This window comes from Lentzea chajnantorensis, assembly GCF_054300775.1.
In genome coordinates this window covers 8,149,927-8,172,684 of sequence record NZ_JBSDZT010000002.1, presented here as the reverse complement: position 1 = coordinate 8,172,684, position 22,758 = coordinate 8,149,927, and the positions used below count along the sequence as shown (strand labels likewise).

The following is a 22,758-nucleotide window of genomic DNA, read 5'->3' as shown; positions in this document are numbered from 1 at the left end:
GCTAGACGGCCTGCTTCGCGTACTTGGCGAGGAACCGGACCACGTCCGGCGTGATCTTGCGGTAGAAGCCGTCGTCGTGCCCGCCGGGCTTGACCGTGCCCACCTCGGGCCGTTCGTCGCGGATGAACTGCCGCGTGCCCACGATGAACCGGTCGCGGTCGCCGATCCACACGCCCAGCGCGGTCGGGCCGGTCGCACGCGGGTGCCGCAGCGGGTCCAGCGCGGCCCACTCGGCCTCGCTCTTGAACGCCCTGCGCTTGGCCATCTCCGGCCACGACGTGAGCAGGCCCGGGGAGATGGCGGCGGCCGCGGTGACCGGGTCGCCGCGCTCGGCCCTGCGGCGGGCGTACAGCAGCGCGCCGAAACCGCCCATGGAGACCCCGGTGATCGCGAACGGGTCGCCGTAGCCGCGGTCGTGCAGCCAGGTGGGGACCTCGTCGAGCAGCATCTTCATCGGGTCGTCGCCGGGGACGTTCTCGTGCCAGTAGTTGTCGCCGCCGTCGACCGCGACGAAGCCGAACGCGGGCACCGAGCCCTTGGCGACGGCATCGGCCAGGTTCTCGGCGAGGCTGCCGACCGCGGCGTCGCGGGCGCTGCCGTGCAGGCCGTGCAGCAGGATCGACATGGGCAGGCCGCGCGGAGCCTTGTTCGTGGGGGTGAAGAACGCGAGCGTGATCTCACGGCGGCGCGCGGACGAGTAGACCCGCTCGAAGCGGATGGCGGGTTTCGCGCCGGACTTGGTGGCGACGCGGTTGGCGGTGGCGACCTGGTGCTGCGCCGCGCGGTGAGCGGAGACGTACACGGCGGTGCCGACGGCCATCGCGACGACGACGCCGACAGCCGCCAGCAGTGTGCGGCGACGGCGGTGGTTCGGTTCCCCCATGCTCACCTCATCGCGCAGGTTCCTGTCCTCGTTTCCAGAAGACGGAACGCGCGCGCAACGAGGTCAGTTCCTCGTCGGAGCATCCCAGCCAGCGGAGCACGCGGTCATTGTGCTCGCCGAGGGCGGGCACCGCACCCGGTGACCACTCCCAGCCGCGCACCGGCGGCGGCAGCATCCGCACCGAACCACCGGGCACCGCGACGTCCGTCCACGCGCTGAGCTGCGGGTGTTCGGGCAGCTCGGTGATCGAGCGGGTCAGTGCGGCCGGCACGTCGGCCTCGTCCAGCGCGGCCAGCAGCTGTGCGGCGGTCATGTCCGCGAACGCCCGTTCGAGCAGTGCCTGCAGCTCGCCGCGGTGCTCCACCCGTGAGCTGCACTGTGGCGAACCTCTCCTGCGGGGCGAGGCCGATGAGCGTGCTGAGACGCTGCCACTGGCCGTCGTTCTGCACGGCCAGGTGCACCGCGCCGTCCGCACAGGCCACCGGCCCGTACGGCGCGATGCTCGGGTGGTGCGCGCCCGACCGCGGCGCGGCGGCTCCCGTGCCGACGGCGTAGAGCATCGGCTGGTGCATCCACTCCGCGAGCGCGTCGAACAGCGACAGCCGCAGCCGGGTGCCCAGTCCCGTGCGCGCCTTCTGCAGCAACGCCGCCAGCACCGCCGCGTGCAGCTGCACCCCGGCCGCGATGTCGGCCACGGAGATGCCGGCGCGCGCCCTCACGTCGCCCTCGCCGGTCAGCGACACCAGGCCCGCCTCGGACTGCACCAGCGCGTCGAACGCCTTGCGGTCCGCGTACGGGCCGTCCCAGCCGTAGCCGGACAGCTCGGCCACCACGAGCGTCTCGGGCAGCTCCAGCCCCAGCCGGTCCCACACCCGCGGCGACAGGTTGCACAGCAGCACGTCGGCGCGGTCGACGAGCCGGTCGAGCCACGCCCGGCCGTCCGGGTGGAAGACGTCGAGCGACACCGACTCCTTGCCGACGTTCGTCCACGCGAAGTACGACGACACCTCGCCGCACGCCGAGTCGTAGTGCCGCGCGAAGTCACCGCTGCCGGGTCGTTCGACCTTGATGACGCGGGCGCCCAGGTCGGCCAGCAACCGCGTCGCGTACGGCACGGCGACGGCCTGCTCCAGGCTCACCACCACGACGCCGTCAAGCGGCCTCAACGACGCGCTCCCCGCCGGTGTAGACGTTCATCGAGTCGCCGCGCAGGAACCCGACGAGGGTCATGCCCTGCTCCTCGGCCAGCTCGACGGCGAGCGACGACGGCGCCGACACCGCGGCCAGCAGCGCGATCCCGGCCATCGCGGCCTTCTGCACCAGCTCGAACGACGCCCGCCCGGACACCATCAGCACCGACCCGGTCAGCGGCACCAGGTCCTGCAGCACCGCCCAGCCCAGCACCTTGTCCACGGCGTTGTGCCGGCCCACGTCCTCGCGCACGACCAGCGGCTCGCCGTCGCGGAACAACCCGGCCGCGTGCAGCCCGCCGGTGGAGGAGAAGACCTTCTGCCTGGCCCGCAGCGCGTCCGGGAACGCCGTCAGCTCCTCCGGGGTGACCCGCAGCGGGTCGGCGGCGGGCGAGAAGCGGGTCTTGAGCTTCACCGCGTCCAGCGCGCCCTTGCCGCACACCCCGCACGACGACGTGGTGTAGAAGTTCCGCTCCACTCCGGTGTCCGGCTCCGGGACACCGGGTGCCAGCGCGACGTCGAGCACGTTGTAGGTGTTCATCCCGTCCGGCCCGGTGCCCTCGCAGAACCGCGCGACCGACACGTCCTGAGCGGCCCCGATCACGCCCTCGCTGAGCAGGAAGCCGTGCGCGAGCTCGACGTCCTGGCCGGGCGTGCGCATCGTGACGGCCAGCGCCCGCCCGTTGACCCGCAGCTCCATCGGCTCCTCGGCGGCCAGCGCGTCGACCCGCCGCCGCCGGTCACCCGGCGACACCCGCTCGACCGCCCGGCGCACCGTCACTCGGCCCATGTGCACCTCTCCTTCGGACCGCTATGTTCCCCACGACCAGGCTACGTGGGAGGGATCTCGGGGCATGGACGACGTCGTGATCGTGGGAGGCGGCCACAACGGGCTCGTGGCCGCCGCGTACCTGGCCGGGGCCGGCCGGTCGGTGACCGTGCTGGAGAAGCTCCCGCACGTCGGCGGCGCCGCGGTGAGCGCGTCGCCGTGGGCCGGTGTCGACGCCCGGCTCTCCCGCTTCTCCTACCTGGTGAGCCTGCTGCCGGACCGGATCGTCTCCGACCTCGGGCTGAGGCTGGCGCTGCGGTCGCGGGCCGCGTCCTCCTACACGCCCGGTGGCGGGTCCGGGCTGCTCGTCGAGCGGTCACCGGGCGAGGCGACCACCCGGTCGTTCCAGGAGGTGTGCGGTGACCTCGGCGACTGGGAGCGCTGGCAGCGCTGGTACGCCGACCTCGACCTGATGGCCCGCGCGCTGGCGCCGACGCTGCTGGAGCCGCTGGTCTCCCGCGAGCACCTGCGCGTGCACGTCGACGCGGTGGCGCGCGGCCGGGTGTGGGAGCAGGTCTTCGAACGGCCGATCGGCGCGACGCTGCGGGAGCTGTTCGAGAACGACCTGGTGCGCGGGGTCGTCGCGACCGACGCGTTGATCGGCACGCACTCGTCGCTGCACTCGTTGCAGGCCAACAGGTGCTTCCTCTACCACGTGATCGGCAACGGCACGGGGGAGTGGAAGGTCCCGGTCGGCGGCATGGGAGCGGTCACCGCCGAGCTGGAACGGGCGGCGCGCGCGGCCGGCGCGAAGATCGTCACCGGCGCCGAGGTGACCTCCGTCGAAGCCGACGGGAAGACGGCCTCCGTGGCGTACAACGGCACCTCGGTGGACGCGAGGTTCGTGCTGTCGAACGTGGCCCCGTCCGTGCTGGGACGGTTGCGGGGCAAGGAGGTCCACGACTCGCCCGGCTGCCAGCTGAAGATCAACATGCTGCTGCGCAGGCTGCCCGCGCTCAAGTCCGGTGTGGACGCTCGGCTCGCGTTCGCCGGCACGTTCCACCTCGACGAGTCCTACGACCAGCTGGAGACCGCCTACCGGGAGAGCGCCGCCGGACGGGTGCCGTCGGTGCTGCCGGGCGAGATGTACTGCCACTCGCTGACCGACCCGTCGATCCTCGGCCCGTCGCTCGCGGGCCACGAGACGCTGACGCTGTTCGGCCTGCACCTGCCGGCGGCGCTGTTCGAGGGCCGCAACGAGGAGCTGCGCGACCGGCTCGTCGAGCGCTACCTCGACCAGCTCAACGCCCACCTCGTCGAGCCGGTGCAGGACTGCCTGGCGGTGGACGCCGACGGCAGGCCGTGCATCGAGGCGCGCACACCGCTCGACCTGCAGGAGGAGCTGGGCCTGCCGGGCGGCAACATCTTCCACGGCGAGCTCGCGTGGCCGTTCGCCGAGAGCGAGGACGAGGTCGGCCGCTGGGGCGTGGAGACCGACGTGGACAACGTCTTCGTCTGCGGCGCGGGCTCCCGGCGCGGCGGCGGGGTCAGCGGCATCGGCGGCCACAACGCGGCGCGGGCTGTGCTGGAACGCGGCTGAGACATTCTCGATGACGTGAGTCGTCATCTCTGGTTACAGTGGTGCCCGTGGGGGACTTCTACGGGATCGCGGAGATCGCCGACGCCATGGGCCTGAGCCGCCAGCTCGTCACGGTGTGGCGCAAGCGCCGTTCGCACGGCATCCCGGAGCCGGACGCGGAGCTCGCGTCCGGCCCGATCTGGCGCCGGGAGACGGTCGAGCCGTGGATCGATCGCACCCGCGGCCGGCTGGGGCTCGCCGGCGGCCCGGAGTCGGCGTCGCGCAGCCTGCGGTTGCGCACGAGCCGGCGGGTCCTGCGGCTGGCGGCACTGATGCTCGAAGAACCCCTGCGCCCGCGCGTGCTCAACGAGGCCGCCGCCCAGCTGCGCGACCTGGCGCACGAGATCGACTCGACGGCGGACGACGTCGTGGGGGCGTTGCTGCGCGAGCTGGTCGAGCCGGTGCGTGACCCCGACGTGCCCGCCGAGCTGCTGCGGGTGCCGGTCATCGAGTCGTTGCCGCTGGTCACGGCGGTGGCCCGGAACTCGCCGGACTGGTGACGCGGCTATCTAAAGACTTCTATATCAAGGAACCTTGCTAAGGGTTCCTTGATACGCGTACCGTCGTGTCATGACCGACGCTCCCATCACCGACCCCAAGGCGCTCCGGGCGCTGTCGCACCCGTTCCGCTGGAAGGTGCTCCAGCTGCTCACCGAGCAGGGGCCGCAGACCGCGACCCAGTGCTCGGCGGTGCTCGGTGAGAGCGTCGCGAGCTGCTCGTACCACCTGAACATGCTGGCCAAGTACGGCTTCGTCGAAGAGGTCGAGGGGCCGGGCAGGCAGAAGCCGTGGAAGATCGTCCCGAAGCGCCAGTCCATCTCGACCGAGGGTCTGGAGGGTGAGGCGGCGCTCGCGGCCGAGGCGGCGTCGATGGCCTACCTGGACCAGGAGTTCGAACGCATCCGGTCGAGCCTGCGCCAGTTCGACCGGATGCCCGCGGAGTGGCGCCCGGCGATCGGCACCGAGGGCACGGTCAAGTTCGTCACCCCCGAGGAGGCCGTCGCCCTCGTCGAGGAGCTGCGGGCCGTCTTCGAGAAGTACGGCGAGCGCAAGCTGAACCCCGGGCTGCGCCCCGAGGGCGCGCGGGCGGTCCGGTTCTTCCTGAGCCACACGGTCGCACCCGAGTAACCAACCGACTCGAAGGAGAGCTCGCATGATCCCGCACGACCACGTGTTCGCAATCGCGAAGTCCCGTCAGCAGGACTTCGAGGCCGACGCCGCCGCGCGCCGGCTCGTCAGGAAGACCGAGCAGGAACCCGCGGCCGAACCCGAGCGGCGCCGGTTACGGCTGTCCGTCCGGGTCCGGCACGCCTGATCAGGCCGCCGGCTCCAGCCGCACGACCACCGACTTGGAGGTCGGCGTACCCGAGATGTCGGCCTTGGAGTCCAGCGGCACCAACGGGTTCGCCTCAGGGAAGTACGTCGCCGCGCACCCGCGCGCGGTCGGGTACGACACGATCCGGAACGACTCGGCGCGGCGTTCGACGACGCCCGTCGGGTCGTCCTTCCACTCCGAGACGATGTCGACCATCTGGCCATCGGAGAACCCGAGCGCCTTGAGGTCGTCCGGGTTGACGAACACCACGCGCCGGCCGTCCTTGACGCCCCGGTAGCGGTCGTCCAGGCCGTAGATCGTGGTGTTGTACTGGTCGTGGCTGCGCAGGGTCTGCATGAGCAGCCGGCCCTCCGGCACCTCCAGCACGGTCAGCTCGTTCGCCGTGAAGTTGGCCTTGCCGGTGGCCGTCGCGAACTCCTGCGAGTCGCGCGGCGGGTGCGGCAGCACGAAACCGTCCGGCTGGCGCACGCGCGTGTTGTAGTCGGTGCAGCCCGGCACGACGCGCGCGATGTGCTCGCGGATGACGTCGTAGTCCTTCTCGAACTCCTCCCAGGCGACCGGGTGCGCGGCGCCGAGCACCTTGCGCGCCAGCCGGCAGACGATCGAGACCTCGGACAGCAGCCGGTCGGAGGCGGGCGCCAGGCGGCCCCGCGAGCGGTGCACGACCGACATCGAGTCCTCGACCGTCACGAACTGCTCGCCGGAGTGCTGCACGTCGCTCTCGGTGCGGCCCAGCGCGGGCAGGATCAGCGCGGTGCGGCCGTGCACGACGTGCGAGCGGTTGAGCTTCGTGGAGACGTGCACGGTCAGCGAGCACTGCTCCAGCGCCTTCTCGGTCACCGGGGTGTCCGGGGTGGCGCTGACGAAGTTGCCGCCCATCGCGATGAACACCTTGCCGCGGCCGTGGCGCATGGCGTTGATCGCGTCGACGGTGTCGAAGCCGTGCTTGCGCGGGACGGAGATGCCGAACTCGTTCTCCAGCGCCAGCAGGAACTTCTCCGGCATCTTCTCGTAGATGCCCATCGTGCGGTCGCCCTGCACGTTCGAGTGGCCGCGCACCGGGCACAGGCCCGCACCCGGCTTGCCGATCATGCCGCGCAGGAACATCACGTTCGTGATCTCGCGGATCGTCGGCACGCTGTGCTTGTGCTGCGTGAGGCCCATGGCCCAGCACGCGATCGTGCGCTGCGAGTCGACGAACATGCCGGCGACCCTGGTGATCTGCTCGCGGGTCAGGCCGGTCGCGGTGAGCACGCGGTCCCAGTCGAGCTCGCGCAGGCTCTCGGCGTAGGCCTCGAACCCGTGCGTCTTCGCGGCGATGAACGCCTTGTCGAGCTTGTCCCACCGCAGCAGCAGGTGACCGACCGCCTGGAACAGCGCCTGGTCGCCGCCGACCTTGATCTGCACGAACTCGTCGGACAGCGCGGTGCCGCGGCCGACGACGCCGGCGACGTTCTGCGGGTTCTTGAACCGCATCAGGCCCGCCTCCGGCAGCGGGTTGATCGCGATGATCTTCGCGCCGTTCTTCTTGGCGTCCTCCAGCGCGCTGAGCATGCGCGGGTGGTTCGTGCCGGGGTTCTGGCCGATGACCACGATCAGGTCGGCGAGGTCGAAGTCCTTGATCGACACCGAGCCCTTGCCGATGCCGATCGTCTCGTTCAGCGCGGAGCCGGACGACTCGTGGCACATGTTCGAGCAGTCCGGCAGGTTGTTCGTGCCGAACGAGCGGACCAGCAGCTGGTAGAGGAACGCGGCCTCGTTGCTGGTGCGGCCGGAGGTGTAGAAGATCGCCTCGTCCGGCGCTGACAACGCTGTCAGCTCGTCGGCGATGAGCGTGAACGCGTCGTCCCAGTCGATGGGCGTGTAGTGGGTGGCGCCGGGGCGCAGGACCATCGGCTCGGTGATCCGGCCCTGCTGCCCGAGCCAGTAGTCGGTCTTCGTCCGCAGGCTCTCGAGGGAGTGGGCGGCGAAGAACTCCGGCCCGATGCGGCGCTTGGTCGCCTCCTCGGCCACGGCCTTCGCGCCGTTCTCGCAGAACTCCGCCATCTTGCGGTGGCCCTGCGGCTCCGGCCACGCACAGCCGGGGCAGTCGAACCCCTCGCGCTGGTTGAGCAGGCGCAACGTCTTGACCGTCCGGGTCACGCCCATCTGCTCGACCGCGCGGTCGAGCGAGACGAGGACACCCGGAACACCCGCTGCCCAGCTCTTCGGCGTGGACACTTCGAGCGCGGACTCGTCGACGTCGTGCTGCGGAGGCTTGCTGCTCATGTCCTTCATTCAACGCCGATGGACGTCGGCGCCGCCAGCGCCCCCGAAGAACGCGGCGGCGTCGCCATCACGGGCCCCAAGGGGTTGAACGGTCCGTGACGGTCAATTGTGATCGCCGTCACGGTCGATCGGCACCTCTGAACGAGTGATCAGTGGCATCCGCTCTCGGTGGGGATCGGCGCGTCGGACGCGAACCACTCGTCGGGCCCGCGCTCGCTGCCCCCGTCGTCCCGCTGCCGCTTCTCGGTGAACATCGGCGCCAGGTAGCCGTCCTTCGACGCCTGGCAGGCCATCAGGTAGTGGTAGCCGTCGACCCTGGTGACCCACAGCCCCTCGGCGTCGAGCTGGAAGTCCACGTCCGCCCGGACCATCGCGAGCAGGTCGGTCTGCTCGAACAGCGAGTTCCGCATCTCGCCCGGTTCGAACGCGTAGGCGAACCGGTAGCTGGTGTGCACGACCGGCAGCCCGTTCTCGTCCTGGCCCGGCCACATCCGCCCGTCCACCTTGACCGGCACCGGCAGCAACGCCGTGCCCGCCTTGGTGCGCGTCCACAGGACCGTGTCCTGCACCGGTTCGAAGTGGTCGGCGACCTCGGGTGCGAGCAGCGCGAGGAACGGCGTCCGGTCGCGCTCGACCACCATCCTCGGGTCCAGGTGCGCGGCGATGATCGCCCTGCGTGCCGCCTCGTAGATCGGCGCGTACCGCGGGTCCTGGTCCGGCGCGACGATCCCGGCCTCCCCGTCGGCCCACTTCTCGGCCGGTGTCCGCGCGTACGGCTGCGCGGTGTCGACGCCCTTGTGGGAACCCCGCAGGTCCGGCATCGACAGCTCGCCGAACGTGCCCGCCCTGTACAGCCCCACTACCACGCCGACGATGACGACGAGCGCGACCGCGGACACGACCTTGCCGCCGTGCCTGCGCATGCGGGCCTGTCTGCGCTGCCTGCGGATGTCCTGCTTCGCGCGTCTGTTCGCCGCGCGGAGCCAGGCGTCGTCCTTCAGGTCGGGATGGTCTTCGATTCCCCCAGGAATGCTCACAGCCCGCGGATCTTAGGGGCTCGCCCGTCCGTTAGCAGGTATCTCGGTGTAAGTCGATAGCCACGCCTCCGTAGACTTGTCAGCTGTGACTGAACTCGACACCGCAACCCAGCGTCCTGACCTCCCCGCCGCGTGGACTCCGGCGGAGGTAGAGGCGGAGCTGTACCAGCGGTGGGTCGACCGGCGGTACTTCGAGGCGGACGTCAAGAGCGACAAGCCGCCGTTCACGATCGTGCTGCCCCCGCCGAACGTCACCGGCAGCCTCCACATGGGCCACGCGATGAACCACAGCGTGATGGACGCCCTGACGCGCCGCCGCCGCATGCAGGGCTACGAGGTCCTGTGGCTGCCGGGCATGGACCACGCCGGCATCGCGACGCAGAACGCCGTCGAGCGCGACCTCGCGAAGCAGGGCCTGTCGCGGCAGGACCTCGGGCGCGAGAAGTTCGTCGAGCGCGTCTGGGAGTGGAAGGAGGAGTACGGCGGCAAGATCCTCGACCAGATGAAGCGGCTCGGCGACGGCATCGACTGGTCGCGCGAGCGCTTCACCATGGACGAGGGGCTGTCGCGCGCCGTCCAGACGATCTTCAAGAAGATGTACGACGACGGTCTGATCTACCAGGCCGAGCGGATCATCAACTGGTGCCCGCGCTGCCAGACGGCGCTGTCGGACATCGAGGTCGACCACAGCGACGACGAGGGCGAGCTCGTCTCGATCCGCTACGGCGACGGGGACGCGTCGATCGTCGTCGCGACCACGCGCGCCGAGACGATGCTGGGTGACACCGCGGTCGCCGTCCACCCCGACGACGAGCGCTACCGGCACCTGATCGGCACCGAGGTCGAGCTGCCGCTGACCGGCCGCCGCATCCCGATCGTCGCCGACGCGCACGTCGACCCGAAGTTCGGCACCGGTGCGGTCAAGGTGACGCCCGCGCACGACCCGAACGACTTCGAGATCGGCCAGCGCCACGGCCTGCCGAACCTCACGGTCATGGACGGCCGCGCCACCATCACCGTGCCCGGCCCGTTCCTCGGGCTCGACCGCTTCGAGGCGCGCCCGGCGATCGTCGCCGCGCTGCGCGCCGAGGGCCGGATCGTGGCGGAGAAGCGGCCGTACGTCCACTCCGTCGGGCACTGCTCGCGCTGCAACACGGTCGTCGAGCCGCGGCTGTCGCTGCAGTGGTGGGTCAAGGTCGAGGGCATCGCGGCCAAGGCGTCCGCCGCCGTCCGCGACGGCCGCACCAAGATCCACCCGGCCGAGCTGAACAAGCGCTACTTCGACTGGACCGACAACCTGCACGACTGGTGCATCTCGCGCCAGCTGTGGTGGGGCCACCGCATCCCGGTCTACTACGGCCCGAACGGCGAGGTCGTCTGCGTCGGACCCGACGACGAGGTGCCCACCGGTGAGGGCTGGCGCCAGGACGAGGACGTCCTCGACACCTGGTTCTCCTCGGGCCTGTGGCCGTTCTCGACGCTGGGCTGGCCGGACTCCACCGAGGACCTGAAGAAGTTCTACCCGACCAGCGTTCTGTCGACCGGCTACGACATCCTGTTCTTCTGGGTCGTCCGGATGATGATGTTCGGCCTGTACGCGATGGACGAGGTCCAGCCGTTCGACCACGTCTTCCTGCACGGTCTCATCCGGGACCAGCACGGCAAGAAGATGTCGAAGTCCAAGGGCAACGGCATCGACCCGCTGGACTGGATGGAGCGCTACGGCGCGGACGCCACCCGGTTCACGTTGCTGCGCGGCACGAACCCCGGTTCGGACATGGCCGTCGCCGAGGAGTGGGCGGCCGGCTCCCGCAACTTCACCACGAAGCTGTGGAACGCCACCAGGTTCGCCCTCTCCAACGGTGCGACGGTGGCCCGCCCGCTGCCCGCCCGCGACGAGCTGACGGCGGCTGACCGCTGGATCCTCGACGAGCTCGACGCCCTCGTGTCCACGGTGGACACGAACTTCGAGGCGTTCCAGTTCTCCCGTGCCTGTGAGGCGCTGTACAGCTTCACCTGGGACGAGTTCTGCGACTGGTACCTGGAGATCGCGAAGGTCCAGATCGCCGACGGCCGGGTCGAGGCCACGCAGTCGGTCCTGGGCCACGTCCTCGACACGCTGCTGCGCCTGCTGCACCCGGCGGTCCCGTTCATCACCGAGACGCTGTGGACCACGCTCACCGGCGAGGAGTCGCTCGTCGTCGCCGCGTGGCCGCAGGCCTCCGGTGCCGAGCGCGACGCGGACGCCAAGGCCGAGGTCGAGGGCCTCAAGAAGCTGGCCACCGAGATCCGCCGGTTCCGCTCGGAGCAGGGCCTCAAGCCGGGGCAGAAGGTCGCGGGCAAGGTCCGCGGCGCGTGCTGCGTCGGCCTGACCGACCAGGTGCCGTCGGTCCGCTCGATGACGCGCCTGACCGAGCCGGGCGAGGACTTCACCGTCTCCGCCACGCTGGAGGTCGGCCTGCCCAGGGGAGCGGTGAAGGTCGAGCTGGACCTGTCCGGCGCGATCGACGTCGTGGCCGAGCGCAAGCGCCTCGAGAAGGACCTCGCGGCAGCGCAGAAGGAGCTTCGCCCAGACCTCGGGCAAGCTCGGCAACGCGGGCTTCCTCGCCAAGGCGCCGGCCGACGTCGTCGCCAAGATCGAGGAGCGCAAGGCCACCGCCGAGGCCGACATCACCCGCATCAACGAGCGCCTGGCCGCGCTGCCGGAGAAGTAACCGATGGACACCAACCTCGACGAGTTCCTCGACGTCGAGAACGAGCTCAACCAGCGCTGGCCCGAGACCAAGCTCGAGCCGTCGCTGGACCGGATCAAGGCGCTGGCGCACGTGCTGGGCGACCCCCAGACGAGCTACCCGGTCGTGCAGCTGACGGGCACGAACGGCAAGACGTCGACGTCGCGCATGGTCGACGCGCTGTTCACGCGCATCGGCCTGCGCACCGGCCGCTACACCAGCCCGCACCTGCAGCTGGCCACCGAGCGGATCAGCCTCGACAACCAGCCGATCAGCCCCGAGCGCTACGTCGAGGTCTTCCGCGACATCGAGCCGTACGTAGCGATGGTGGACGCGCGGTCCGAGATCCGGATGAGCAAGTTCGAGGTGCTCACCGGCATGGCCTACGCCGCCTTCGCCGACGCACCGGTCGACGTCGCGGTCGTCGAGGTCGGCATGGGCGGCACGTGGGACGCGACCTCGATCGCCGACGCGAAGATCGCGATCCTCACGCCGATCTCGATCGACCACACCGAGTACCTGGGCAACCGGATCGAGGACATCGCGACCGAGAAGGCCGGGATCATCAAGCCCGGCTCGGTCGCCGTCATCGGCGAGCAGACGCCCGAGGCGATGCGGGTCGTCCTGGAACGCGTGGCCGAGGTCGACGCCACGGTCGCGCGCTTCGGCAGCGAGTTCGGCGTCGTCTCCCGCTCGGTCGCCGTCGGCGGCCAGCTCGTGACGCTGCAGGGCCTCGGCGGGGTCTACGAGGACATCTTCCTGCCGCTGCACGGGGAGCACCAGGCGGCGAACGCGGCGCTGGCGCTGGCCGCGGTCGAGGCGTTCTTCGGCGCGGGCACCGACCGGCAGCTCGACGTCGAGGCGATCCGCGAGGGCTTCGCGACGGTCGTCTCACCGGGCCGGCTGGAACGGGTCCGCTCTGCGCCGAACGTCTTCGTCGACGCCGCGCACAACCCGCACGGCGCCGCGGCACTGGCCAAGGCGCTGGAGTCGGAGTTCGGGTTCCGCAAGCTCGTGGCCGTCGTCGCCGTGATGTCGGACAAGGACGCCGAGGGCATCCTCTCGGCGCTCGAACCGGTGGTGTCCGAACTGGTCATCACCACGAACTCGTCGCCGCGCGCCATGGACCCGGACGTGCTGGCCGGTCTCGCCGTGCCGATCTTCGGCGAGGACCGCTTCGAGGTCCGTCCCCGCCTGGTCGACGCGATCGACGAGGCCATCCACCTCACCGAGGACGAGCTGTCCGGCGGCGGTGTCATCGTCACCGGCTCCGTCGTCACCGCCGGTGAGGCCCGCGCGTTGTTCGGAAAGGAACCGGCATGAGCGAGAACCCGGTGCCGGCACCGAAGAAGGACCCGATGAAGGCGTTCCGCGGCATCATGGCGGGCACCTTGATCCTCGAAGTCATCGTCGTGGCGCTGGCGTTGCCGGTCATCGCGAAGCTGCACGGCGGCGTCACCTCGCTCGTGGGCTGGGTGACGTTCGGCTTCATCGTCGCCTTCATCGCGCTGTGCGCGTTCGTCCGCCGCCCGTGGGCCATCGGCGTGCTGATCGGCCTGCACGTGCTGCTGATCGCGACGTGGGTCCTGCTGCCCGCGCTCGGCGTGATCGGCGTGATCTTCGCGCTGGTGTGGGCGTACCTGCTGTGGCTGCGCAAGGACCTGCTCAAGCGGATGGCCGAGGGACGGCTGCCGTCCCAGCAGCAGCAGGCCGGCTGACGAAGGACCGGTGAGAGGACGAGTTCGCGGCCCCCGCGAATTCGTCCTCTTTCTGTGAAGGCGGCGGGTCATGACCGGCCGAGCGCCGTCTGCGCGGGCCACGCAGTCGCCGCGGCAGCTGCCGGCCCGGCCGCTGGCTGGTGGTCAAGCACACCGGCCGGAACGAAGTTCACCCGCGGTTGGGGCTGTGGTCAGAACCGGCGACTAGAAACCGCGCATGACCTTCGACCGACGCACGTTGTTCAAGGCAGGCGCGCTGGGCACGGCGGCAGCGCTGGTGCCGACCGGAGCCGGCCTCGCGAAGACCGACCGGCCGCTGCTCACGCACGGCGTGCAGTCCGGTGACGTCACCTGGGACGGTGGCATCGTCTGGACCCGCGCCGACCGCCCCTCCCGGATGCTCGTCGAGGTGTCGAACGACCCGGGGTTCCGCTTCTCCCGGCGCATCCGCGGCCCGTTGCTCACGCCCGAGACCGGTGGCACCGGCCACGTCCGGGTGTCGAGCCTGCTGCCCGGCCGCCGCGCCTACTACCGCGTGACGGCGGAGGACCTGCACGGCCGCACCCGCAGCGCACCGGTCACCGGCAGCTTCACCACCGCGCCGCTGGGCCGTGACGAGGTGCGGTTCGTGTGGTCCGGTGACGTCGCTGGCCAGGGCTGGGGCATCAACCCCGACATCGGCGGCATGCCGATCTTCCGCGCGATGGCCGACCGCCGCCCGGACTTCTTCATCCACAGCGGGGACAGCGTCTACTCCGACAACCCGCTGAAGGAGTCGGTGACGCTGCCGGACGGCCGGGTCTGGCGCAACGTCGTGACGCCGGAGAAGCTCAAGGTCGCCGAGACGCTCGACGAGTACCGCGGCCAGTTCGCCTACAACCTGCTCGACGACAACGTGAAGCGGTTCGCAGCCGAGGTTCCCGTCTTCGCGCAGTGGGACGACCACGAGGTCACGAACAACTGGTACCCCGGCGAGATCCTCGACCTCCCGCAGTACACCGAGAAGCGCGTGGACGTGCTGGCGCAACGGGCGTTCCAGGCGTTCCACGAGTGGATGCCGATCGACCGCCACCGCGCCGTGGACGGCCGCGTCTACCGGAAGTTCGCCTACGGCCGCAACGTCGAGGTGTTCGTGCTCGACATGCGCACCTACAAGGACCGCAACACCGCGCCGAAGGACCAGCCGGGCGTGATCCTCGATGCGGCGCAGGCGAAGTGGCTCGTCGAGAGTCTCGCGCGCAGCACCGCCACGTGGAAGGTCATCGCCGCCGACCTGCCCATCGGGCTGACCGTGCCGGACGGCACCGACATCGAGGGCGTGGCGAACGGCCTGCCCGGCGCACCGAACGGCCGCGAGCACGAGATCGCGTGGGTGCTGCGCGAGCTCAAGCGGCGCCGGGTGCGCAACACGGTGTGGCTGACGGCGGACGTCCACTACACCGCCGCCCACCACTACTCGCCGGAGCGGGCCGCCGCCGGCGACTTCGACCCGTTCTGGGAGTTCGTGTCCGGCCCGCTGCACTCCGGCGCGTTCGGCCCCAACACGCTCGACCCGACCTTCGGTCCCGAAGCCGTGTTCGTGCACGCACCGCCCGCCGCGAACACCAGCCCGCTCGACGCCTTCCAGCACTTCGGCGAGGTCAGGGCCGACCGGAACGAGCTCACGGTGTGGCTGCGTGACGCATCCGGCGCAGCGCTCTGGTCCACAACGCTCAACGCGCGCTGAAGATCGCAATAGGGTTGGTGCGTGCCCATCACGTTCGACACCACCGGCTTCCAGCAGCACGAAGAGAACTCCTGGCTCCACGGAGGCGGTGACCGGCTCGCGCTGACCGTCTACGACGGCCCGGCCGACCTGCCGGTGGGGCTGGACGACCTGCAGGGGCTGCGGCGTGAGCTCGCGGTCCGCTACGCCCCGACGGGCTGTCTCGTCGAGGCGCAGGTCGTCCGGCTCGGCGACGTGCCCGCGCTGCTGCAGATCGCCAAGGTGCCGCTGGGGAACCGGCCCGGCCAGGCGTTCGGCCTCTCGCTGACCGTGCAGGGGGTGAACGCGCACGCGGTGCTGTCGCTGGTGGCGGAGGAACGCGGCACGACCGGCGTGCGCGAGGGTGTGCTGGCCGCCGAGATCGGGTTCCAGCGCTGGGTCCTGCCGCACCCGTACGCGCCGCAGGTGCAGGGCCGGCTGCCGTTCCACGCGGGCGACGACCCGCGGTTCGACAGCCGCTTCCCCGACCACCCGCTGTCGCGCGTGCGCCGGTTGATGCACCAGCTCGTGAGCACCGCACGGGTCGACCCGGCGTTCGTGGCACCACCGGCGCCGCAGCTCCCGCCGGAGGTGGACGCGGTGTTCAACTCCCAGCTCGTCAATGCCGAGTGCGGCCTCCCGGTCAACGGCCACATCGCGCTGCAGATCGGCGAACGCACCACCTACTGGAAGCTGGTCGGCGAGGCCGTGCCGCACCGGCTCGGCCGTGGCACCCTGGGTCGCTCCCCACACGGCGAGGCCCGGTTCCGCGAGGTGCTCGTGGTCGACGAGCGCACCGGAACCGCCCTGATGATGGACCGGTTCATGACCGACGGCGCCTCCCTGGGCGTCCACACCCGGCTCCAGCCGGTCACCCGTGACGAGGCGTACGCGGCGGTCACGCCCGAGGCGCTCAAGGAGGCCTACCGCGGCCTCGGGCGGCTGGCCGACATGGCCGACGGCCGCAACGAGTACCTCACGATCGAACCGATCACGCACCAGGTCGGGCGGTCGGAGCCGTTCGCGGTGCTGAGCATGCAGCACCACGAGGGCGAGGACGTCGTGCTCGTCTCGTGCTCGCCGGCGCCCTCGGAGAACACGCCGTTCCAGGGCAGTCCGGGGATCAGGGCGCCCGTCACGGCGGAGAACCTGCGCGGCATCGGTGAGCTCGTCCTGCACGCGGCGCTCGAATGGGGCCCGCACCCGTTGGACATGGCGGTCACCTTCCACCGCCACGCGGGCACGACGGAGGCGCCGGGCACGCCGGAGAGCCTCGCGGACGAGGTGCGTGCGCAGTTCAGCGGGCAGCTGGCCACGGCGGTGCCGGGCATCCCGGTCGGCGGCTGCGTGGCGTTGCAGCAGGGGGAGCAGCGGACGTACTGGCGGTTGCCCGACGACGCGCTGTCGAGCCGGCTCGGTTCCGGGGTGCTGACCCGCGCCCACTCGCCGGGCCACCGGTTCCGCGACTTCGTGCTGCTCGACCAGGACACCGGCGAGCTGTTGATCCCGAACCGCTACGGCGACGCCACGACCGGGACCAAGACCGTGCTCACCGGGGTGAGCGAGGAGGAGGCGCTGGCGGCGGCGACACCGGAGGCGTGCCGGGAGGCGTTCGAACGGCTCGGCCGGTGCGTGTTCGCCGCGGCGAAACGCGGTGAGCACATCTTCGTCGAGCAGCTGGAGAACGAGCTGAAGCAGGACCCGTACGTGTTGCTGACCGTGCAGGGCCTCTTCGACGGCGACCCGGTCGCGATCGCCTCCGCGTCCCCCGCGCCGTCGGCGAACACCCAGTTCAACGGCCTGCCCACGCTGGAGGCCCCGGCGGCGGCGAACAACGTGGTCGGGCTGGGCCAGCTCGCGTTGCAGGCGATCACCGACTGGGGCGTCCACCCGCTGCACGTGGTGCCGACCTACCACCGCCCGACCCGCTGACCGCAAATGTTTGCACGCCCCGACGTATTGTTTCCCCCTGTTTCTCGTGGTTTCGTGCAGCAACCCTGCAAGAAGTTGCGACAAGGAGGTCGCGATGCGTCGGGTCGTCGCCGCGCTCGCTGCACTGGTCCTACTGCCTCTCACACCCGTCCAGGCCGTTGCCGCTCCACCGGAGCAACGCCTGGCCGTGGGGGAGGTGGTGGATATCGCGCCCGGTGTGCGCGCCGGTGACTCGAAACTCGCCTTGCCGCCCAAGCGGGACGACCTGCGGGGTGAGCGCTTCTACTTCGTGATGCCGGACCGGTTCGCGAACGGCGACCCCCGCAACGACCGCGGTCGCAGCAGCAGCGCCGAGAACGGGTTCAACCCGGCCGACAAGGGCTTCTACCACGGTGGTGACCTCAAGGGCCTGCACCAGAAGCTCGACTACCTCGACGGCATGGGCATCACGGCGATCTGGATGACGCCGATGTTCCTCAACCGCTGGGTGCAGGGCGACAGCGCCGCCTACCACGGCTACTGGACCATCGACTTCACCAAGCTCGACCCGCACTTCGGCACCACGCAGGAGATGCGCGAGCTGATCCGCGACGCGCACCGGCGTGGCATCAAGGTGTTCTTCGACATCGTCGCGAACCACACCGCCGACGTGATCAAGTACGCCGAGGGCAAGAACGCGTACGTGTCCACGGGTGCGCAGCCGTACCTGGACGCTTCGGGCAAGCCGTTCGACCTCGCCGACCACGCGGGGCGGAAGGACTTCCCGAAGCTGGACGCGGCCAAGTCGTTCCCGTACACGCCGGTCAAGGACGGCCCGACGAAGTTCCCGTTGTGGCTCAACGACTCCACGCTCTACCACAACCGCGGCGACTCGACGTTCTCCGGTGAGTCGAGCGAGCAGGGCGACTTCTCCGGGCTCGACGACCTGATGACCGAGCACCCGCGCGTGGTCAACGGCATGAAGGACATCTTCACCAGCTGGATCGACACGCTCGACATCGACGGCTACCGGGTCGACACGGTCAAGCACGTCAACCTGGAGTTCTGGCAGGCGCTCGCGCCGCACGTGAAGCAGTACGCGAACCGCAAGGGCAAGAAGGACTTCTTCGTGTTCGGCGAGGTCTTCGACTCCTCACCGGAGAACACCTCGAAGTACACGACCGAGGGCCGGATGCAGGCCACGCTGGACTTCCCGTTCCAGAGCAGCGCCGTGAGCTTTCTGGCCGGCAAGGGCTCCCAGCGCCTCGGCGAGGTGCTGCTCGACGACGACCGCTACACCGACGCCGACTCCAACGCCTCGTCGCTGCCGACGTTCCTGGGCAACCACGACATGGGCCGGGTCGCGTGGATGATCCGCAACGACCGGCCCGGCATCACCGACGCCGAGCTGCTGGAGCGCCTCAAGCTCGGCAACCGGCTGATGTACCTGTGGCGCGGCAACCCGGTCGTCTACTACGGCGACGAGCAGGGCTTCGCGGGCACGGGTGGCGACAAGCTGGCGCGCCAGGACATGTTCGCCTCGAAGACGCCCGAGTACGTGGCGGAGAAGCTGATCGGCTCCGACCGCACCGGCGCCGTCGACAACTTCAACACCGCGCACCCGCTGTACCAGCAGCTCAAGGCCCTCGCGGCGCAGGTCGACGAGGACCCCGTGTGGCGGGACGGCAACCAGGTGCTGCGGTACGCCGACGGGGACGTGTTCGCGTTCAGCCGCATCCTCGGTCGTGAGCACCTCGTCGTCGCGAACGCCGGTACCGCGCCCGCGACCGTCACCGTGCCGGTGTCCTCGGCCGGGTTCGAGAACGCCCAGGTCCAGAACGGCCGTGTCACGGTGACCGTGCCCGCGCTGTCGGCGTTGGTGCTCAAGGGCACCAGCGACGTCGCCAAGTCGAAGCCGGCGCCCGTGCTGGTCGCCCCGGCCGCCGGAACCGTGCTGGACGAACGGGTCGAGCTGCGTGCCGACGGCATCGGCACGGCCAACGCGGCCGCCACCTTCGCCGCTCGCGTCGAGGGCAAGTTCGACTGGACCGTGCTGGGCACCGACGACGCGGCGCCGTACCGGGTGTTCGCGGACCTGTCGGCGCTGCCGGGTGCGGCCGTGGGCAAGCGCGTCGAGCTGCGGGTGGTCGCGAAGTCCGGCGAGATCGGCGCGGACGGCGCGTTCGTGTCGCTCGTGGCCGCACCGCCGCTGCCGGACCCCGGCACGAAGAACCCGGACTGGCTGGTCGTGCACTACGCGCGCGGCGACTACGACGGCTGGGGCCTGCACGTCTGGGGCGACGTCGAGACGCCGACCGAGTGGAGCACGCCGCTGCCGTTCGCCGGCGAGGACACCTACGGGCGGTTCGCGTGGGTGAAGCTGAAGCCGGGCGCGAAGTCCGTCGGGATCATCGCGCACAAGGGCGACGAGAAGGACACGAACGCCGACCGGGTCGTCGACCCGAGCGTGACGCCCGAGGTGTGGCTGAAGCAGGACGACCCGGCCGTGCACCCGTCCGAGCAGGCGGCCACCGGCAAGGCGGTCGTGCACCACGTCGGTGACTCCACGGGTGCCGTGGTGCGCGTGGCCGGACGTGCCGACGTGCCGTTCTCGAACGGGATCGCGGAACTGCCGCCGACCACCGACTTCTCGGTGGTGCGCGGGACGACCGTGGAGGCGTCCGGCAAGTTCACGAGCGGTCACGCGTGGGTGGCGAACGGCGAGGTGCACGCTTCCCCGGCCGCGGCCGAGAACCGGGCGGTGATCCACTACAACCGGCCGGACGGCGACTACACCGACTGGACGATGTACCACTGGACGGGCTCCGCGGAGCCGTCACCTGGCTGGAACCAGTCGCGGGTGCCGGACGGGCGGGACCGGTTCGGCGTGTACTGGTCGGTGCCGCTCGCCGCGGGCGCCGCGGGGCTGAGCTACCTCGTCCACCGCGGCGACGCCAAGGACCCCGGGCCCGACCAGTTCCTCGACCTGGGGCAGAAGGGGAACGAGGTGTGGCAGTTGCAGGGGAACGAGACCTACCTGCTGCCGCCGAACGCCGGTCCGGCCGCCGATGACGACCTGACCAAGGAGAAGGCGATCTGGATCTCGCGCGACAGGGTCGTGTGGGACGTGCCGGTCGTGCAGTCCGACGGCTACCGGCTGGAGCACGGCTCACGCGTGCTGAGGCTCTCGCCCACGACCGAGGCGGTGCCGGCGCGGCTCCCGCACCTCAAGGGCAAGCCGGTGTTCGCGGTGCGCGGGTTCGTCGACGAAGCGTTGCGGGACAAGCTCTCCGCCGTCCACGTCGACGCGGGCGGTGCGATCCGGCACCGGACGGGCGTGCAGATCGCGGGCGTGCTGGACGACCGCTATGCCGCCGCCGCGACGAAGCTGGCGTTCGGGCCGACCTTCGACCACGGCCGCGCATCGGTCCGGCTGTGGGCGCCGACGGCGAAGAACGTGAAGCTGCGCCTGTTCGACCAGCCCTCCGGTGAGCCGCGGAAGGTCGTGCAGCTCAAGCGCGACGACGCCTCGGGGTCGTGGACCGGTTCCGGCGACTGGGAGAACAGGTACTACCAGTTCGAGGTCGCCAACTGGCAGCGCACGGTCGTGGTCACCGACCCGTACTCCGTGGCGCTGTCGGTGAACTCGACGCACTCGCAGTTCGCGGACCTCGAGGACAGCCGGACCATGCCCGCCGGGTGGTCGCGCGACGTCGCTCGCGGGATGGGCGGTGCGATCACCGAGCTGCACGTGCGGGACTTCTCGATCGGCGACGAGTCCGTTCCGGCCGCCGACCGCGGCACGTACAAGGCGTTCACGCACCGTGACTCGGTCGGCATGAAGCACCTCAGGAAGCTGGCCGCGGCGGGCATGGACACCGTGCACCTGCTGCCGACGTTCGACATCGCGACGATCCCCGAGAAGCGCTCCGAGCAGGCCACGCCCGCGTGCGACCTGCCGTCGCTGCCCGCGGACTCGGACCAGCAGCAGGCCTGCGTGGGCGCGGTGGCCGCCCGTGACGGCTTCAACTGGGGCTACGACCCGTTCCACTACGACGTTCCCGAGGGCTCTTACGCCACGGCGGACGCGCAGAACGGCTGGGCCCGCTCGAAGCAGTACCGCGAGATGGTGAAGTCGTTGCACGACAACGGCAACCGCGTGGTCGTGGACGTCGTCTACAACCACACGGCGGCGTTCGGCGACGCACCGACCTCGGTGCTCGACAAGGTCGTGCCCGGCTACTACCAGCGGCTCAACCTCGACGGGTCGGTCGCGAACTCCACGTGCTGTGCGAACACGGCGACCGAGAACGCCATGATGGGCAAGCTCGTCGTCGACTCGGTGGTGCGGTGGGCCCGCATGTACAAGGTGGACGGGTTCCGGTTCGACCTGATGGGCCACCACCCGAAGGCGAACATCCTCGCCGTGCGCGCCGCTCTGGACGCGTTGACGGTGGAGCGCGACGGCGTGGACGGGCGCAAGATCGGCGTCTACGGCGAGGGCTGGGACTTCGGCGAGGTCGCGGGCAACGCCCGGTTCGAGCAGGCCACGCAGGCGAACATGGCAGGGACGGGCATCGGCACGTTCAGCGACCGGCTGCGCGACGCGGTGCGCGGCGGCGGGCCGTTCGACGACGACCCGCGCGTGCAGGGCCTCGGCTCCGGTCTGGCCGGTGACGTGAACTCCTCGCCCGCCAACGGGAACGTCGCGGCACGGCTGGAGAACTACAGCGACCTGGTGAAGCTCGGCATGGCCGGGAACATGGCGTCGTACCGCTTCCAATCCACCGCCGGGCCGGTCGTCGCCGGCCGGGACGTGCAGTACAACGGCACCGCCGCCGGGTACACCGGGCAGCCGTTGGAGGCCATCACGTACGTGGACGCGCACGACAACGAGGCGTTGTTCGACGCGTTGACGTACAAGCTGAAGCCCGAGACGTCGATGGCGGACCGGGTGAAGATGCAGACGGTGGCGCTGGCACCGGTGTTGCTGGGGCAGGGGCGGCCGTTCGTCCACGCGGGCACCGAGTTCCTGCGCTCGAAGTCGTTGGACCGCAACAGCTACGACTCCGGTGACTGGTTCAACCGGTACGATCCGTCGTTGCGCGACAACGGTTTCGGCCGCGGGTTGCCGCCCAAGGCCGACAACGAGGCGAAGTGGCCGTACGCGAAGCCGTTGCTGTCGCTGCCGAAGCCGGCGTCCGCGGACATGAAGGCCGCGCTGGACGCGACGCTGGAGCTGCTGCGGATCCGGCAGTCCTCACCGCTGTTCTCGCTCGGGTCGGCCGACCTGGTGCAGCAGAAGGTGTCGTTCCCGGCGGCGCGGTCCGGTGTGGTCGTCATGCACGTCGACGACACCGTCGGACCCGACGTGGACCCGGCCCGGCGCGGCGTGCTCGTGGTCATCAACCCGTACCCGGAAGACCAGGCCATCGCGCTGCCGCCGGGTGACTGGAAGCCGGTGACCAGCGAGAAGAAGGCGGGAGCCGCGCGGTCGGTCGTGGTGCTGGAGCGGTAGTACCGCTGGAAAA

General features: G+C 70.5%; 14 protein-coding genes and 2 pseudogenes. 10 read left to right on the top strand and 6 right to left on the bottom strand.

Features of this window, described 5'->3' with window-relative positions; all coding sequences use genetic code 11:
* Nucleotide 1: 1 nt before the first annotated feature.
* The 4 genes and pseudogenes from ACVDFE_RS39095 to fdhD all read right to left on the bottom strand — a co-directional run bounded on the left by ACVDFE_RS39095 (nucleotide 2) and on the right by fdhD (nucleotide 2,863).
* On the bottom strand, nucleotides 2-883 hold the full coding sequence (locus tag ACVDFE_RS39095; protein WP_360399484.1) for an alpha/beta hydrolase: 882 nt from the start codon (nucleotides 881-883) through the stop codon (nucleotides 2-4).
* Nucleotides 884-890: 7 nt separating this feature from the next.
* Nucleotides 891-1,247 carry a CoA transferase gene (locus ACVDFE_RS39090; protein WP_458433941.1) on the bottom strand — a complete coding sequence of 119 codons (357 nt, stop codon included), beginning with the start codon at nucleotides 1,245-1,247 and terminating at the stop codon, nucleotides 891-893.
* A 76-nt stretch (nucleotides 1,248-1,323) separates the two neighbouring features.
* Nucleotides 1,324-1,998, bottom strand: a pseudogene (locus tag ACVDFE_RS39085) (CaiB/BaiF CoA transferase family protein); the annotation flags it as partial.
* A 37-nt stretch (nucleotides 1,999-2,035) separates the two neighbouring features.
* Nucleotides 2,036-2,863, bottom strand: coding sequence for a formate dehydrogenase accessory sulfurtransferase FdhD (fdhD, locus tag ACVDFE_RS39080; protein WP_360399478.1), 828 nt, complete (start codon nucleotides 2,861-2,863; stop codon nucleotides 2,036-2,038).
* Nucleotides 2,864-2,927: 64 nt separating this feature from the next.
* Here fdhD and ACVDFE_RS39075 point away from each other — a divergent pair, with 64 nt between their 5' ends.
* The 4 genes from ACVDFE_RS39075 to ACVDFE_RS39060 all read left to right on the top strand — a co-directional run bounded on the left by ACVDFE_RS39075 (nucleotide 2,928) and on the right by ACVDFE_RS39060 (nucleotide 5,796).
* Entirely contained in the window at nucleotides 2,928-4,442 is a 1,515-nt protein-coding gene (locus ACVDFE_RS39075) for a phytoene desaturase family protein (protein ID WP_458433940.1), read from the top strand.
* 47 nt (nucleotides 4,443-4,489) lie between these two features.
* Nucleotides 4,490-4,981 (top strand): hypothetical protein, encoded by a 492-nt coding sequence (locus ACVDFE_RS39070; protein WP_360399472.1) that lies wholly within the window; start codon nucleotides 4,490-4,492, stop codon nucleotides 4,979-4,981.
* Between the two features lie 70 nt (nucleotides 4,982-5,051).
* Entirely contained in the window at nucleotides 5,052-5,609 is a 558-nt protein-coding gene (locus ACVDFE_RS39065) for a winged helix-turn-helix domain-containing protein (RefSeq protein WP_458433939.1), read from the top strand.
* Nucleotides 5,610-5,634: 25 nt separating this feature from the next.
* Entirely contained in the window at nucleotides 5,635-5,796 is a 162-nt protein-coding gene (locus tag ACVDFE_RS39060) for a hypothetical protein (protein WP_360399466.1), read from the top strand.
* Here the strand turns inward: ACVDFE_RS39060 and ACVDFE_RS39055 are convergent, their stop codons facing one another.
* A complete protein-coding gene (locus ACVDFE_RS39055; protein WP_360399463.1) occupies nucleotides 5,797-8,085 on the bottom strand; it encodes an FdhF/YdeP family oxidoreductase in 2,289 nt (762 codons plus the stop codon).
* 149 nt (nucleotides 8,086-8,234) lie between these two features.
* Entirely contained in the window at nucleotides 8,235-9,122 is an 888-nt protein-coding gene (locus ACVDFE_RS39050; protein WP_458433938.1) for a hypothetical protein, read from the bottom strand.
* An 85-nt stretch (nucleotides 9,123-9,207) separates the two neighbouring features.
* Between ACVDFE_RS39050 and ACVDFE_RS39045 the strand changes: the two are divergent.
* From ACVDFE_RS39045 to pulA, 6 genes and pseudogenes are all read left to right on the top strand, one after another.
* A pseudogene (locus tag ACVDFE_RS39045) lies at nucleotides 9,208-11,836 on the top strand (valine--tRNA ligase).
* A 3-nt stretch (nucleotides 11,837-11,839) separates the two neighbouring features.
* Nucleotides 11,840-13,177, top strand: a complete 1,338-nt coding sequence (folC, locus tag ACVDFE_RS39040) for a bifunctional tetrahydrofolate synthase/dihydrofolate synthase (RefSeq protein WP_458433937.1) — start codon at nucleotides 11,840-11,842, stop codon at nucleotides 13,175-13,177.
* Nucleotides 13,174-13,572 (top strand): DUF4233 domain-containing protein, encoded by a 399-nt coding sequence (locus tag ACVDFE_RS39035; protein ID WP_360399451.1) that lies wholly within the window; start codon nucleotides 13,174-13,176, stop codon nucleotides 13,570-13,572. The genes folC and ACVDFE_RS39035 overlap by 4 nt, the downstream gene beginning before the upstream one ends.
* Before the next feature lie 217 nt (nucleotides 13,573-13,789).
* The gene (locus ACVDFE_RS39030) at nucleotides 13,790-15,298 is read left to right on the top strand and encodes an alkaline phosphatase D family protein (RefSeq protein ID WP_458433936.1); all 1,509 of its coding nucleotides are present in this window, start codon (nucleotides 13,790-13,792) and stop codon (nucleotides 15,296-15,298) included.
* Between the two features lie 21 nt (nucleotides 15,299-15,319).
* Entirely contained in the window at nucleotides 15,320-17,248 is a 1,929-nt protein-coding gene (locus ACVDFE_RS39025; protein WP_458433935.1) for a hypothetical protein, read from the top strand.
* A gap of 94 nt (nucleotides 17,249-17,342) precedes the next feature.
* Nucleotides 17,343-22,745: a pullulanase-type alpha-1,6-glucosidase gene (gene pulA / locus ACVDFE_RS39020; RefSeq protein WP_458433934.1), complete on the top strand. Its 5,403-nt coding sequence runs from the start codon at nucleotides 17,343-17,345 to the stop codon at nucleotides 22,743-22,745.
* Nucleotides 22,746-22,758 lie beyond the last annotated feature (13 nt).